Here is a 14,161-nt window from a genome sequence, read left to right on the forward strand (position 1 = left end):
TTTTATATGCAAAAAAAGGAATGATTTAGTGCAGTAGCGGCACGATCAGCAACGCCACAATATTGATGATTTTAATCAGCGGGTTGACCGCCGGGCCAGCCGTGTCTTTGTAGGGGTCGCCCACTGTATCGCCGGTCACCGCCGCTTTGTGCGCGTCTGACCCTTTGCCACCATGGTGACCATCTTCAATGTATTTCTTGGCATTATCCCAGGCGCCACCACCAGTACACATTGAGATTGCCACAAACAGGCCGGTGACTATGGTGCCCATCAGTAGTCCGCCAAGGGCCACCGGGCCCAGGAATATACCCACCAGGATGGGCGCAGCCACTGGGAGTAGTGATGGGATCATCATTTCCTTGATGGCAGCCGTGGTCAGCAGGTCAACTGCCTTGCCGTATTCCGGCTTGGCAGTGCCTTCCATAATGCCTTTGATCTCACGGAACTGGCGACGTACTTCTTCCACCACGCTACCCGCGGCACGACCAACGGCTTCCATCGCCATCGCTGCAAACAGGAATGGGATCAGGCCGCCAATGAACAGGCCGATAATGACTTTTGGGTCACTCAAATCAAAGCTGGCTGTAATCCCTGCGGCTTCAAGTTTATGTGTGTAATCGGCAAACAGAACCAGTGAAGCCAGCCCTGCGGAGCCAATCGCGTAGCCTTTGGTCACGGCTTTGGTGGTGTTGCCGACGGCATCCAATGGATCAGTCACTTCACGCACGCTGCTGGGTAGTTCCGCCATTTCGGCAATACCACCTGCGTTATCTGTGATCGGGCCATACGCATCTAGCGCGACGACTATGCCTGCCATGCTCAGCATAGACATGGCCGCAATCGCGATGCCATACAGGCCAGCCAGGTGAAACGAAACATAAATGGCTGCGCACACAGAAAGCACCGGCAGCGCGGTGGATTTCATGGATACGCCTATGCCCGCAATAATATTGGTCGCATGGCCGGTGGTAGAAGCTTGGGCCACGTGTTTGACCGGGGCATAATCGGTGCCGGTATAGTATTCAGTGATCCATACCAGCGCGGCAGTCAGTACCAGCCCGACGGCACAGGCGCCAAATAATGCCTGGCTGGAAACGGTCACTTCGCCATGAGTGTAGCCTTGCGGAAAGGCGTATTGCGTGACAAAGTAAAATGCGATCAGCGAGAGTACCCCGGCGACAGCCAAGCCTTTGTAGAGCGCAGGCATCACGTTTTTCATACCAGGGGAGGCCTTCACAAAGAAACAGCCGATAATAGAGGCAACGATGGAAACCGCGCCCAGCAGCAACGGATAAAGTACGCCATTGGCACCGGCTTCAGCCGCCATCAGGCCGCCTAGTACCATGGTGGCAATCAGGGTCACCGCATAGGTTTCAAATAAATCGGCAGCCATGCCGGCACAGTCGCCAACGTTATCTCCGACATTGTCAGCAATCACGGCCGGGTTGCGTGGGTCATCTTCTGGAATACCTGCTTCCACCTTGCCTACCAGGTCGGCGCCCACATCAGCCCCTTTGGTAAAAATGCCGCCACCTAAACGCGCGAAAATCGAGATCAGCGATGAACCGAACGCCAGGCCAATCAGCGGATTTAAATCGGTGGCTTGTTCAGCACCCAGGAAAATATAGAAGCCGGTCACACCTAATAACCCCAGCCCAACGACCAGCATGCCGGTAATGGCTCCGCCTTTAAAAGCGACATCGAGTGCCGCTCCAATGCCATTGGTCGCCGCCTGTGCGGTGCGCACATTGGCTTTCACCGACACATTCATGCCAATGAACCCGCAGGCGCCGGAAAGCACCGCGCCCACTACAAAGCCGATTGCAGTGTGTAAGCCAAGAAAAAGTCCGATGAGTACAGCCAAAATGACGCCAACTAAGGCAATGGTTTTGTATTGCCTGGCCAGATAGGCGGCCGCGCCTTGTTGAATCGCCCCTGCAATCTCTTGCATGCGGGCATTGCCTGCAGGTAATCCCGAAATCCACTTACTCATTACTACGCCATAAAGTACCGCCAAAACTGCTGCGCCTATGGCCAACATTAATGCGACTGACATGTGTTCTCCTGTTCCTGGTGAAACTGCGTTGAACGTAATGACTACTTAAGACCTGTTACTTAAGTTGTAAAAAATGAAAGTGTGAATGCTTGGTGATCAATCCTTCGGCTATTAGTATTGAGTTGTAAATAAAATGTAACAGGGTGATGCATTATTGCACTAATTCAAGAATGCGCACAAGTACAGTGCATAGGGAAAATAGGCTCAGTAAAATGCACTTGAACCCGCACATTCAGGCAGGCTGTCTATACGGGGAAAATAGGGAGGTTATGAATCGCGCTGGCGGTCAATAAAGTGGCGTAAAGCCGCTTCAAGTGCCGGGTTCTCAATCTGGTCGGCGCATGCTTCCAGCGTGTTCAAGGCCTGGTTGGATGGGGATTTGATACGTTTCTGTTTGGCTGGTGGCCTAGATTTTACTTGCACTTTAACCTTAATTGCGCTAAGGTTTAACCCTTTGATTTTCTGGGAATTTTCGCAAAAATCCCCAATTCTTCGTATCAGTCCGGTTTCCAATAACCGGATTTTGCTGGCGACAGTGCCCGATTGTGCGCCGATGGTAAGTATGCCGTCTTCTACCGCCAGCACCTGGGAAAGTTTAGAAAGTTCCGGGGCAACCACAGACCATAATTGCTGTAATTGTTGACGATCATAAGCCTCATCCAATAAAGGCTTGAGCTCGTGATGGTGATTGAAAATCCGATTGATTTTTAACATGCGTGAGTTTTTATAATGCGTGTTTAAAATACGTGGTTGTCTGCAGAATGCTTGAATATTGTACTACACCGATTATTCTCACGGGCTATTCCGGTGGGCAATCGGTTAAAAGCGAGAGTTCGTGGCATGATTAATATCATTATTGTTTCAGAAAAAATGGCCAAGCCTAAAACGCTGGGTATCTTTGAAAGCCTGGGCGTGGTCCTGGCGCTGATACTCGTGCCTGTGGTGCTGACCTTATTATTTATCACTCCGCAACAGGTGATCAAAACCCAAGGCGTGAAAGCGATCTTGCCTCCACATTTAAGAGGCGCCATGCTTTCCACACAAAGTCACCTGGACGCGTATGCCAAGCAAATTGGCGAGTTACAGGCACGTATCCTGCGCCTGGATGCGCAAAATCAGCGCTTGTCCAAACTGGCTGGCATCAAGTCCAGTGCCGAACCTATCAATGAGCGCACCTCCGTCAATGAAGTCATCGGCCAGGGCGGGCCATTGGTGAAAGATGCACCACTCAGCGAAGAAGACCTGAAGGCGACCATAGAACAGATGTCGGCTGATCTTGATTTCCGCGATGAGTACCAGGGCAAGATCGAGGCTAAGTTGTTGTTAAAAAGCGTGTTGCGCGAAATGCTGCCTAATAGCAGCCCGGTCGATGCTGCTTATAGCTCTTCAAGTTATGGCTGGCGCATTGATCCCCTGAGTGGCCATCGCGCTTTTCATGAAGGATTGGATTTTCCTGCTGCTTCCGGTACGCCTGTCTATGCGGCGGCCGACGGTATTGTGGCTACCGCCGCGCAAACCTCCGATTACGGTAATTTATTGAAGATCGATCATGGGTCTGGACTGGAAACGCGCTATGCGCATAATTCCAGATTGCTGGTTAAAGCGGGTGAACGTGTCACCAAGGGCCAGAAAGTGGCACTGATAGGCAGTACTGGTCGTTCTACCGGGCCGCATCTGCATTATGAGATCCGCCTGAATGGTAACCCGCTGGACCCACGCGAATATCTCAGGAACCATTCCTGACCGAATTCAGTTGCTGGCATGCAATAATCAAGACAATTCGCCTCTATATCTTATACAATCCTAGTTTATTTCTTATAACCCCGCTCCGGCGGATATCGGTGTGACTCATGTTAGCCTCGTTGTTTAAAAAATTCTTTGGTAGCCGCAATGACCGCCTGGTCAAGCAATATCAGCAAACCGTCAAACAAATTAACGCGTTGGAGCCGGATTTCCAGGCATTGAGCGATGAACAGTTGCGGGCGAAAACCGACGAATTCAAACAACGCTATACCAAGGGTGAGACGCTGGAGCAATTATTGCCGGAAGCATTTGCTGTGGTGCGTGAAGGCAGCAAACGTGCGCTGGGCATGCGTCATTTTGATGTGCAGTTGATCGGCGGCATGGTGCTAAACGCCGGCAAGATTGCCGAAATGCGCACGGGTGAAGGTAAAACGTTGGTAGCGACTTTGCCAACCTACCTGAATGCGCTGACCGGCAAGGGCGTGCATGTGGTGACTGTTAACGACTACCTGGCCAAGCGCGATGCCGAGTGGATGGGCAAGTTGTATAACTTCCTCGGCTTGAGCGTTGGTATCAATCTTTCGCAAATGCAGCATGACGCCAAGCAACAGGCTTACGCCTCAGATATCACCTACGGTACCAATAATGAATTCGGGTTTGATTACCTGCGTGACAACATGGTATTCAGTAAGGAAGAGCGTGTACAGCGGCCTTTGCATTATGCGCTGGTGGATGAGGTCGACTCGATTTTGATCGATGAAGCGCGTACGCCGCTGATTATTTCCGGTCAGGCTGAGCATAGCGTTGATCTGTATGGCGCAATCAATGAAGTGGCCAAGCAACTGGTGCGTCAAACTGAGGAAGAGGGCGAAGGTGACTTCTGGGTGGATGAGAAAGCCCAAAGTGTGACCATGAGTGAAGCCGGTCATGAACATGCCGAGCAATTGCTGGAGCAGGCAGGCATGCTGCCAGCTGGCTCCAGTTTGTATGAGCCAGCCAACATTACGCTGGTGCATCACTTGTATGCATCGTTACGCGCGCAAAACCTTTACCACCGCGACCAGCACTACGTTGTGCGCAATGATGAGATCGTGATCGTAGATGAGTTCTCTGGCCGTATGATGCCGGGCCGCCGCTGGTCAGATGGCTTGCATCAGGCGGTGGAAGCCAAAGAAGGTGTGGCGATCCAGAAAGAAAACCAGACACTGGCCTCTATCACCTTCCAGAATTACTTCCGCATGTACCAGAAGCTCAGTGGCATGACCGGTACTGCAGATACTGAAGCCTATGAGTTTAACCAGATCTATGCGCTGGAAACCGTAGTGATTCCTACCCATAGACCAGTACAGCGTTCGGATGCGATGGACAAAGTGTATCGCACCGGCATGGAAAAATATAAAGCAGTCATTGAAGATATCAAGCAATGTCAGGCAAAAGGCCAGCCAGTGCTGGTCGGTACGACTTCGATTGAAAACTCCGAGCTGATTTCGCAATTGCTGACACAGGCCAAGCTGGAGCATCAGGTGCTCAACGCCAAGCAGCATGAGCGCGAAGCGACCATTGTGGCGGAAGCCGGCCGCCCAGGCATGATTACCATTGCCACCAACATGGCCGGTCGCGGTACCGATATTGTATTGGGCGGTAATTCTGAAGGTGAAATTCACGCCATCCATAACGATGCCAGTTTAAGTGATGCTGACAAAGAGGCTAAAGTCGCACAGCTGAAGGTTGAGTGGCAGCAACGCCACGACGCCGTGTTGGCAGCGGGCGGCTTGCATATTATTGGTACCGAGCGTCACGAGTCTCGTCGCGTCGATAACCAGTTGCGTGGCCGTTCTGGTCGCCAGGGTGATCCTGGTTCTAGCCGTTTCTACTTGTCTCTCGAAGATCAGTTATTGCGTATTTTCTCTGGCGAGCGTGTGGCTGCGATTATGACGCGGCTGAATATGCCTGAAGGCGAGGCGATTGAGCATGCCATGGTCACACGGGCGATTGAAAATGCGCAGCGCAAAGTAGAAGGCCGTAACTTCGATATCCGCAAGCAACTGCTGGAATACGATGATGTCTCCAATGACCAGCGTAAAGTGATTTACGAACAACGTAACGAGCTGCTGGAATCGGTTGATGTGGGTCAAACCATCCGTGCGATGCGTGAAGATGTCGTGAATAGCCTGTTCAGCACGCATATTCCGCCTGGCAGTGTAGAAGAGCAGTGGGATGTGCCCGCACTGGAAGTCGCATTACGTGAAGATGCCAGCCTGACCTTGCCCGTAGGCGAGTGGCTGGAAAGCAATCCTGATTTGCATGCAGAAACATTGCGTGACCGTATTGTTGAGGCTGCTAACGAAAGTTATGCTTCCAAGGAAACCCTGGCCGGCAACGATAACATGCGCAATTTTGAACGTGCAGTCATGCTACAAAGCCTGGACAATCACTGGCGTGAGCATCTGGCGGCGCTGGACCACCTACGCCAGGGCATACATTTGCGTTCTTATGCGCAAAAAAATCCCAAGCAGGAATACAAACGTGAAGCATTCGAACTGTTTGAATCGTTGCTGAATACCGTTAAAACTGAAGTCACTAAAATTACCATGCAGGTACAAGTCCGCTCACGCGAAGAGCTGGAAGCGGAAGAGCGTCGTGCTGAAGAGGCACTGCGTGCCACGGATGTCGGCAATGTGCAATATCAGCACACTGACTATGACAATGCCTTGAGTAGTACTGGTAAAGCGGCTGCCGACAAACAGCCATTGAACTTGCCCGAAGGTGTGCGTGTGGGCCGTAATGATCCTTGTCCATGTGGCTCTGGCAAGCGTTTCAAAAATTGCCACGGCGCCTTGAGCTAATTGCGAAAGGGTTACTCCATGTCTGATCAAACAATTATTCCATCACCCTGTATAGGCGTTTGCAGCATGGATGAAAATAGCGGCTTTTGTGAAGGGTGCTTTCGTACCCTGGACGAAATCCGGCAGTGGTGGGATATGGATAATGCGGCTAAATCCGAAGTGATTAAAAAAGCATCGGCGCGTGAGGCGGCGGTATTTGGTGATTAATTCCCTAAGTTAATCGAAATCAACAAACAAAAAGCCGGCAATGCCGGCTTTTTGTTTTGCATACATCTTGATATTTATAAATCTGCCATTGGGTGACCGCCCATGGTCGCCGCCTTAGTATCCAGCTTGGACACCACCATTTCTAATGAGGCTTTTAGGTTCTTGAGAGCATCTACCTCCATCGTCGCCAATACCTGCGGCAGGATGCCATCGACAGGTTGCGGGGCTTTGGCAAGGAGCGTATGCCCTGCCGGTGTCACCAATAAGCCAACTTTACGCTGGTCTTCAGTCAAACGTTGCTTTTTGACCAGCTGCTTCTTGACCAGTTTTTCTACCAGCAAGCTACAGGTAGATTGATGGATAGAAAGATTTTCCGCCAACCTCGAGACGCCGAGTTCGGGATGTGTTGCGATTTCGTGCAGCAGCCAAAGCTGTGACCCCGAAATACCGCAAGTTGACTCTATCTCCCTGAAATGTTGTCTTACTGCTCCGAAAATAATACGGAACTGTTTAAGTGCTTCTTTAGCAAGTGAATTCTGCATAATTTATATATTTCTAAATTCTTAGTTGACATTCTATCAGTTTCTTTAAAAAGAATTTCGCAGGAACTGTGTTGTTGTAAAAAAAATTTGCTGGATAATTATTATTGCAGCAATTAAAAGCTTAAAAAAATGACTTCCTGGCCACTTTGAAATTTGGCTCAACCTTGTACCAGCGCGGTGCGCAGAGGGGGTTGGTTGATATCAGCCAGGGATTCATGACGCAAGAAATTATTGTTAAGTGTTGTAAAATTACGACAAGCATTGGTTCTCATCTATTGTTAAATGGCGATTGCACGCTGCAAATAGAGGGTAAACAGCGTCTCAAATCCAAATTCAAACACCCTTTGTGAGGGTAAATGAGGCAGCATTTTCTGGGCCAGTTGAGTTAAATGATGTGTTGAAGTAGCTTGTTCTGATTGTATACGTTGCAATAAAACGTAAGTTATTTCATTGAGTTGGATAAACTCAATCTTAAAATCATTAATCAAGAATACCAGCAGATAAGTCGGTTTGGCTGCCAGATTAGCGTGTTTTTTGGACAACTGATGTACCGGATAATCATAGCTCAGCAGCATGTGCGTGGCGGGTAATTGCAAGATAACTTCGGCCAGATCGCTTGCCTGCCGGATCTCGGAAACTGGCGATGTTGACTGATATATGTCTGGCAGCTTCGCTAAATCTGGCAATTTAGCTAAATAGAGTTCCACCCATTCATAATGCGCCAGTTCAAAAGCATAGGGCGGTAAATGGTGTTGAGCAAGATCCAATGTTTGCAAATAGTCGATCAATGCTTTAGGTATATCCGCAAATAAAGGACTGCTGAAGTGATGGTTGGCAAAGCACTGCCTGGTCAATTGCTTGAAACGCCGTTTGCCTAAAATGGAAAGCAGCACCGGGAAACATGCACTGATGCTGGCCGAAAAATTATTAAAAACGATTTCACGGTAAACACTTATGCGTTTAGCGTTTGTTCCTTGCGGTTTAGGCTGTTGCTCAGGATTGCGCAGATGCGCATTAAACGCCGCTTGATATTGCTGAAACAGGGGTTGTTTCATCAGGCAACCTGGTGCACGTGCTGTGGTTGATGTTGACTCGCCGCTTGCTGAATGTCATGGATGCGGTCAATTTCCTGCATCACTTCCACTAAGGGCGGGATATTCGTGTCGCGCTCCAATAAAGTAGGGAACACGCCGAACCTTCGGTAAGCATAGGCCAGTAATCGCCACACTGGGTCGATAACGGGGGCGCCATGCGTATCTATCAATAAGTCCGGCGCTACTTGCAGGTGGCCGGCGACATGGCTATAAACAATGCGTTCTGCAGGTAACTGGTCAATGAACGTGTAGGCATCGAACCCGAAATTGACGCTATTCACATACACATTATTAATATCCAGGTGTAAATTGCAATCGGCTTCAGTCAGTACGGCATTGATAAAACTACATTCATCCATTTCTGAGATGGGTGCTGCCACGTAGAATGAGGCATTCTCGACAGCAATTCTTTGTCCTAAAATATCTTGCGTCTGCCGGATACGTTGCGCGACGTGATGCACCGCTTCTTCAGTGAATGGGATGGGCAACAAGTCGTAAATATAGCCATTGGCATCGTCACTGCAATAGCTCAAGTGCTCGGTATACAGGGGGATTTCAAAGTCGGCCAGAAACTGTTTAACTTTGTGCAAAAAATTGACATTAAGAGGGTCAGGCCCACCCAGAGACAAGCATAAGCCGTGACAGGCAATCGGATAGCGCTCGGCGAACCAGCGCAGGTCAGCAGCATATTTTCCGCCCATCTCTATCCAGTTTTCAGGGGCGATTTCGACAAATTGCACATGCTGGAGTAAGGCCTGGCCATGATGTTGTTTCAGTGGCGGGATCAGCTCTCGTTTGAGCCCTAAGCCAACTCCGCGAATATCAGACAGGTGTGCCATGCCTTAACCAGCGTGAACCATTATTTGCTAGCGTGACAGGCGCCTTCTTTCATCTTCTCGGCTGAACAGCTGCCTTCTTTTGATTTATCTGCAGCACTTGCATCTTCTTTAGCCTTGTCATGGTGATGGTTGCCATCTTTCGTTTTATCCGCAGAACAATGACCTTCTTTGGCTTTTTTCTTTTCTGCACTGCATTTGCCGTTCGCACATTTTCCTTCTTTGGCTTTATCGGCATCGGCGACCTGGTAGCCTTGCCCCAGTGTTTTTAATTCAAATGGATTCTCTACCGCTTGGGCGGCCGCAGCAGCCACTGACAGAGCGACAGCGCTGGAAATAGCAGCAATTTTATGGGTACTCATGTTGGTTTCCTTTATCAGATAGTGTTAAAAATAGACAGAGCGGCGATAGCCCAATGCTAGCAGGTGTTAAGTGATTCATCCATGGATGGCGGGCTATGGATCGCAATTTAAGTTGAGGGGGCGATGCCCGCACGTTGTTCTATCAGTTGCAGGTAATGCGCCGCATCTAGCCCGGTCTGGTTGCGTTGCGCCAGCCAGATGGTTTCTGCCAGGCATTCGAGCAAGGCATGTTGTGCTTCGTGTTCTTCTTGATAGCGTGTGCACAGCTTGCCATAAGCCTGCGTGATCCCGGTCGGCTGGTTGATGCTTATTTGCTCCTGGATAGACAGGTGCAAACTCATGTGCAGGAACGGGTTGGTCTCACCCATCTCCGGATAATAGGCTTGTTGCAGATGCTGGTCGGGCGCATCCAGGATGGCCTGGTATTCGGGGTGCAAATGCATGATGCCCACCGCCATTTTCTCAAGGTCGGTCAATACCTGCTGTTGCTGGAACTTGGCCCAGGCATCAAAGAAAAACTGGCGTACTTCATCGCGGCTGGGGTTGAACAAGGCCATGGTTAGCTTTCTGCCGGTGGCAACACCGGATGTATCTGTTTATCACGATATTCACATAGATCGACAATGCAGCAGATGCCACATTTGGGGCTGCGCGCAGTGCAGGTATAACGGCCGTGTAAGATCAGCAAGTGGTGAGCGTCCTGCAAAAATTGTTTGGGCGTTGTGCTTAAAAAGCGTTGTTCGACTTCAAGCACTGTTTTCCCGGTCGCCAGTTTGGTGCGATTGCCAACGCGAAACAAATGCGTATCGACTGCAATCGTCGGCTGACCAAAAGCCGTGTTCAGAATGACATTGGCGGTTTTTCGTCCCACACCTGCCAAAGCCTCGAGTGCCTCACGCTTGTCCGGTACTTGACCCTGGTGCAAGGTGATTAGTTGCATGCAGCATTTCAACACATTTTGCGTTTTGGCGTGATAAAGCCCTATGGTCTTGATATAGCTTTCCAGGCCATCAATGCCTAAATCTACAATCGCCTGCGGCGTGTTGGCGACTTTAAACAATTTGCGCGTAGCGATATTGACGCCTTTATCCGTGGCCTGGGCGGACAGGATAACGGCAATCAGTAATTCAAACGTGCTGCTGTATTCCAATTCCGTGGCCGGATGGGGAATGGCAATGGCCAGTCTTTCAAAAATGGCGAGTCTTTTTTGTGCATTCATAAACGTAATATCAACAATCGCTGGCTTGGGTGTATGCCATCAAGCAGCGGGTAAATTCAAGTGGCTCATCCATGATTAGTCGGTCACGCCTGTTTTAAAGCTTTTACGCGCGCCATGGCCGCCGCAATCGCGGCTTTTTTGATGGCCTCGGTGCTGGAGGTCGTAGATATTTTATCACCCGCAGGCAAGCCCTGTTTTCTCTGGCTGGTAGTTTGCATGTGTGCCTGTTTTTCGCGTTCGAGTCGTGCCTGCCGGTGTTGATGGCGCTGGCGTGCCACATTAGCGGCTGATGCTGCATGTTCAGCCTCGGGCACGGCATGTGCGAGACTAGCGACCGGCTGCATGATGATGCAGTCGACCGGGCAGGGTGCCAGGCATAATTCACAGCCGGTACATTCCTGGCTGATGACCGTATGCATCTGCTTAGCTGCGCCCAGAATGGCATCCACCGGGCAAGCCTTGATACATAGCGTACAGCCTATACAACGTTGCTCATCTATGATGGCAAGTGCTTTGGGCTTGGTGATGCCATGCGTGGTGTTGAGTGGCAGGTACGGCAGGTTTAACAGCTTGGCCAGTGTACGGATGCCCGTTTCACCGCCGGGTGGGCACTGGTTGATATTGGCCGCTCCCTGAGCGAGCGCAACGGCGTAAGGTTTGCAGCCAGCGTAGCCACATTGCTGGCATTGGGTTTGCGGCAATACGTCGTCTATACGTTCAACCAGGTCTGCTACCTCAACTGAACGATCACGGCCAATGCCAGGAAGGTTTTGGCCGATGGCGCCTGTCACTATCGCAATCGCATCATGGCTCAAATGTTGCATGAAATCATACGCAGCTGCGTTTCTCACCATCAATTTGTCAATGCGGCTATTATAGCCGAATCTAAGTTGTGGCATCGTGGATAGGATTTGTGATGCGCCGCTGAGTGAGTACAAACTTGCCTGCATTTTTCGAGCTAAGGCCACTTGGCAAAGTAGTTGCCCATGGTTGCCACGAATGAAGCGAGGCACTGTGGCATTGCAGTGCGCTTCTTTGGCGTTCAGGCGCATAATCAGTTAAAATAATCGCTTTATTATCGAATGGCAGAAGTATGTTAACGGGTAGTTTGGTGGCAATCGTTACCCCCATGTTTGAAGATGGTCGCTTGGATCTGGACGCGCTCAAGCAATTGATCGATTTTCAAATCGAGGCGGGGACTGACGGCATCGTGATTGTTGGCACGACCGGCGAATCTCCCACTGTTGATGTGGATGAGCATTGTGCGCTGATCAAGACCACAGTCGAGCATGTTGCCCAGCGTGTACCGGTCATCGCCGGCACCGGGGCAAACTCTACTTCTGAGGCCATAGAGTTGACTGCAAAAGCCAAGGCGCTCGGTGCTGATGCGTGTTTGCTGGTAGCGCCTTATTACAACAAACCGTCGCAAGAAGGCTTGTACCAGCATTTTAAAGCGATCGCAGAAGCCGTTGAAATTCCACAGATTCTTTATAATGTCCCTGGTCGTACCGGTTGTGACCTGAGCAATGACACCGTCTTGCGACTGGCGTCTGTGCCTAATATTGTAGGGATCAAAGATGCCACCGGCGGTATTGAGCGTGGCACCGATTTATTACTGCGTGTTCCAGCCGGGTTTGCCGTTTACAGCGGTGACGACGGCAGTGCATTGGCGCTGATGTTACTAGGCGGAAAAGGCGTGATTTCTGTGACTGCCAATGTGGCGCCGCGCCTGATGCATGAAATGTGTGCCGCTGCGTTGCAGGGCGATGTAGTGAAGGCACGGGCGGCGAATGCCAAGTTGTTTGCCTTGCATCAGAAATTGTTCGTAGAAGCTAATCCGATTCCAGTGAAATGGGTCTTACAACAAATGGGATTGATTGCGGCTGGTATTCGTTTGCCACTGGTCAATCTTTCAACCCAATATCATGAAGTGCTGCGTCACGCCATGAAACAGGCGGAAATCGCATCTTAAATGAGGGAAATGAATTACATGAGTAATGTGTTTTTACAGCGTGCGCTGCTGATAGGTCTGGTTATCGTATTGGCTGGCTGCGATTCGATACCATTTTTAAATAATAGCTCTGACTACAAGGGCGCTGGCCGTTCCAAATCGCTGGAAGTGCCGCCTGACCTGAGTTCTGTACGTTCCAGCAGCACCTATAATGTGCCGGGGGCGACTAACTACTCTACCTACAGCCAGAACCAGGAAGCGCAGGAGCAGAATGGTCCGGCGCCGGTGCTGAGTGATATGAAGAATGTGCGTATGGTCAAAGCTGGTTCCCAGCGCTGGCTGGTGGTCAATGCGCCACCGGAAAAAATTTGGCCGATTGTGCGCGACTTCTGGCTGGATCAGGGCTTTGCGGTCAAAGTTGAGAATCCTGAAGTTGGTGTGATTGAAACTGAATGGTTGCAATCGGATGCCATCAAGCCTAAAGAAGATAATCGTGGCTACGGCGACAAGTTTGATGCTTGGCTGGATAGATTGTCCGGCTTTGCGGACAGACGTAAATTCCGCACCCGGCTGGAGCGCGGTGAAAAAGACGGCACCACCGAGATTTACATGACACATCGCACTGTTGCGGGCGCGCCGGATGATGGTAAAACGTATGTGAATACTCAGTTGGGCAGAATTGATACTGGCTACCGTGTAAATGCCGCAGAAAACAAGAACAATGCCGGCCAGGAGTTTGATGCTGATCTCGATGCAGAGTTACTACGCCGCATGATGGTCAAATTGGGCCTGGATGAACAGAAAGCCGACCAAGTCATTACGCAGGCAGCTTCTGACAAGCGTGCAGACGTAGTAAAAGAAGCTGACCAGAGCGTGACGCTGAAATTGAATGAGCCGTTTGACCGCGCCTGGCGTCGTGTCGGACTGGCCCTGGACCGCATCGGCTTTGTGACTGAAGATAAAAACCGTTCTGATGGTATTTTCTATGTGCGTTATGCCGATACCGATGCTGAAGACCCGATCAAGCAGAAAAAAGGCTTGCTGGAGCGCCTGAAATTCTGGGGCAGTGATGAGGATGAAAAGTCTGCTGCACCTTCAGAGGTAAAGCAAGGGGATAAAACCAAATTCTGGAAAGGCACGTCAGAGGGCGATAAATCCAGCAAGCAATACCATATCCAGGTGCTGGAAAATGCGGATGATACGACAGATATCTATGTGCTGACTGCTGAAAACAAGCGCAATACATCTACGACGGCAAATCGTATCGTCTCTTTGCTGTATGAACAACTCAAGTAATTGAGGCCT

14 protein-coding genes are annotated in these 14,161 nt (G+C 50.3%); 5 read left to right on the top strand and 9 right to left on the bottom strand.

Features of this window, described 5'->3' with window-relative positions; genetic code table 11:
- Positions 1–25: 25 nt before the first annotated feature.
- Both ACSSVF_RS06720 and ACSSVF_RS06725 read right to left on the bottom strand, forming a co-directional pair.
- On the bottom strand, positions 26–2,056 hold the full coding sequence (locus tag ACSSVF_RS06720) for a sodium-translocating pyrophosphatase (protein WP_492406141.1): 2,031 nt from the start codon (positions 2,054–2,056) through the stop codon (positions 26–28).
- A 267-nt stretch (positions 2,057–2,323) separates the two neighbouring features.
- Positions 2,324–2,770: a DciA family protein gene (locus ACSSVF_RS06725; RefSeq protein ID WP_492406142.1), complete on the bottom strand. Its 447-nt coding sequence runs from the start codon at positions 2,768–2,770 to the stop codon at positions 2,324–2,326.
- A 126-nt stretch (positions 2,771–2,896) separates the two neighbouring features.
- Here ACSSVF_RS06725 and ACSSVF_RS06730 point away from each other — a divergent pair, with 126 nt between their 5' ends.
- The 3 genes from ACSSVF_RS06730 to ACSSVF_RS06740 all read left to right on the top strand — a co-directional run bounded on the left by ACSSVF_RS06730 (position 2,897) and on the right by ACSSVF_RS06740 (position 6,852).
- The gene (locus ACSSVF_RS06730; RefSeq protein ID WP_492406143.1) at positions 2,897–3,799 is read left to right on the top strand and encodes a M23 family metallopeptidase; all 903 of its coding nucleotides are present in this window, start codon (positions 2,897–2,899) and stop codon (positions 3,797–3,799) included.
- 107 nt (positions 3,800–3,906) lie between these two features.
- Entirely contained in the window at positions 3,907–6,645 is a 2,739-nt protein-coding gene (gene secA, locus ACSSVF_RS06735; protein ID WP_492406144.1) for a preprotein translocase subunit SecA, read from the top strand.
- Between the two features lie 18 nt (positions 6,646–6,663).
- On the top strand, positions 6,664–6,852 hold the full coding sequence (locus ACSSVF_RS06740; RefSeq protein ID WP_492406145.1) for a DUF1289 domain-containing protein: 189 nt from the start codon (positions 6,664–6,666) through the stop codon (positions 6,850–6,852).
- A gap of 74 nt (positions 6,853–6,926) precedes the next feature.
- Here ACSSVF_RS06740 and ACSSVF_RS06745 read toward each other — a convergent pair whose 3' ends face one another.
- The 7 genes from ACSSVF_RS06745 to rsxB all read right to left on the bottom strand — a co-directional run bounded on the left by ACSSVF_RS06745 (position 6,927) and on the right by rsxB (position 11,759).
- Positions 6,927–7,394 carry a MarR family winged helix-turn-helix transcriptional regulator gene (locus tag ACSSVF_RS06745; protein ID WP_492406146.1) on the bottom strand — a complete coding sequence of 156 codons (468 nt, stop codon included), beginning with the start codon at positions 7,392–7,394 and terminating at the stop codon, positions 6,927–6,929.
- A gap of 278 nt (positions 7,395–7,672) precedes the next feature.
- Entirely contained in the window at positions 7,673–8,449 is a 777-nt protein-coding gene (locus ACSSVF_RS06750; RefSeq protein WP_492406147.1) for an HvfC family RiPP maturation protein, read from the bottom strand.
- Entirely contained in the window at positions 8,449–9,327 is an 879-nt protein-coding gene (locus tag ACSSVF_RS06755; protein ID WP_492406148.1) for an HvfB family MNIO-type RiPP peptide maturase, read from the bottom strand. The genes ACSSVF_RS06750 and ACSSVF_RS06755 overlap by 1 nt, the downstream gene beginning before the upstream one ends.
- A gap of 20 nt (positions 9,328–9,347) precedes the next feature.
- Positions 9,348–9,686, bottom strand: coding sequence for a hypothetical protein (locus ACSSVF_RS06760; protein WP_492406149.1), 339 nt, complete (start codon positions 9,684–9,686; stop codon positions 9,348–9,350).
- Between the two features lie 107 nt (positions 9,687–9,793).
- On the bottom strand, positions 9,794–10,243 hold the full coding sequence (locus tag ACSSVF_RS06765) for a DUF1841 family protein (RefSeq protein WP_492406150.1): 450 nt from the start codon (positions 10,241–10,243) through the stop codon (positions 9,794–9,796).
- 2 nt (positions 10,244–10,245) lie between these two features.
- Positions 10,246–10,905: an endonuclease III gene (gene nth, locus ACSSVF_RS06770; RefSeq protein WP_492406151.1), complete on the bottom strand. Its 660-nt coding sequence runs from the start codon at positions 10,903–10,905 to the stop codon at positions 10,246–10,248.
- Between the two features lie 83 nt (positions 10,906–10,988).
- Positions 10,989–11,759, bottom strand: a complete 771-nt coding sequence (gene rsxB, locus ACSSVF_RS06775; RefSeq protein ID WP_492406152.1) for an electron transport complex subunit RsxB — start codon at positions 11,757–11,759, stop codon at positions 10,989–10,991.
- Positions 11,760–11,998: 239 nt separating this feature from the next.
- Here rsxB and dapA point away from each other — a divergent pair, with 239 nt between their 5' ends.
- Together dapA and bamC are read left to right on the top strand one after the other, a co-directional pair.
- Positions 11,999–12,877, top strand: a complete 879-nt coding sequence (gene dapA / locus ACSSVF_RS06780; protein ID WP_492406153.1) for a 4-hydroxy-tetrahydrodipicolinate synthase — start codon at positions 11,999–12,001, stop codon at positions 12,875–12,877.
- Positions 12,878–12,895: 18 nt separating this feature from the next.
- Positions 12,896–14,152 carry an NlpB/DapX family lipoprotein gene (gene bamC / locus ACSSVF_RS06785; RefSeq protein WP_492406154.1) on the top strand — a complete coding sequence of 419 codons (1,257 nt, stop codon included), beginning with the start codon at positions 12,896–12,898 and terminating at the stop codon, positions 14,150–14,152.
- Positions 14,153–14,161: the final 9 nt, after the last annotated feature.

It is taken from the genome of Methylophilus sp. E2MeOHC9, assembly GCF_058744375.1.

Coding starts and splice junctions, on each gene's coding strand:
- nth (WP_492406151.1), bottom strand. CDS start 10,905: ATGAATGCACAAAAAAGACTCGCCATTTTTGAAAGACTGGCCATTGCC.
- ACSSVF_RS06725 (WP_492406142.1), bottom strand. CDS start 2,770: ATGTTAAAAATCAATCGGATTTTCAATCACCATCACGAGCTCAAGCCT.
- bamC (WP_492406154.1), top strand. CDS start 12,896: ATGAGTAATGTGTTTTTACAGCGTGCGCTGCTGATAGGTCTGGTTATC.
- secA (WP_492406144.1), top strand. CDS start 3,907: ATGTTAGCCTCGTTGTTTAAAAAATTCTTTGGTAGCCGCAATGACCGC.
- ACSSVF_RS06720 (WP_492406141.1), bottom strand. CDS start 2,056: ATGTCAGTCGCATTAATGTTGGCCATAGGCGCAGCAGTTTTGGCGGTA.
- ACSSVF_RS06765 (WP_492406150.1), bottom strand. CDS start 10,243: ATGGCCTTGTTCAACCCCAGCCGCGATGAAGTACGCCAGTTTTTCTTT.
- ACSSVF_RS06730 (WP_492406143.1), top strand. CDS start 2,897: ATGATTAATATCATTATTGTTTCAGAAAAAATGGCCAAGCCTAAAACG.
- dapA (WP_492406153.1), top strand. CDS start 11,999: ATGTTAACGGGTAGTTTGGTGGCAATCGTTACCCCCATGTTTGAAGAT.
- rsxB (WP_492406152.1), bottom strand. CDS start 11,759: ATGGTGAGAAACGCAGCTGCGTATGATTTCATGCAACATTTGAGCCAT.
- ACSSVF_RS06760 (WP_492406149.1), bottom strand. CDS start 9,686: ATGAGTACCCATAAAATTGCTGCTATTTCCAGCGCTGTCGCTCTGTCA.
- ACSSVF_RS06740 (WP_492406145.1), top strand. CDS start 6,664: ATGTCTGATCAAACAATTATTCCATCACCCTGTATAGGCGTTTGCAGC.
- ACSSVF_RS06745 (WP_492406146.1), bottom strand. CDS start 7,394: ATGCAGAATTCACTTGCTAAAGAAGCACTTAAACAGTTCCGTATTATT.
- ACSSVF_RS06755 (WP_492406148.1), bottom strand. CDS start 9,327: ATGGCACACCTGTCTGATATTCGCGGAGTTGGCTTAGGGCTCAAACGA.
- ACSSVF_RS06750 (WP_492406147.1), bottom strand. CDS start 8,449: ATGAAACAACCCCTGTTTCAGCAATATCAAGCGGCGTTTAATGCGCAT.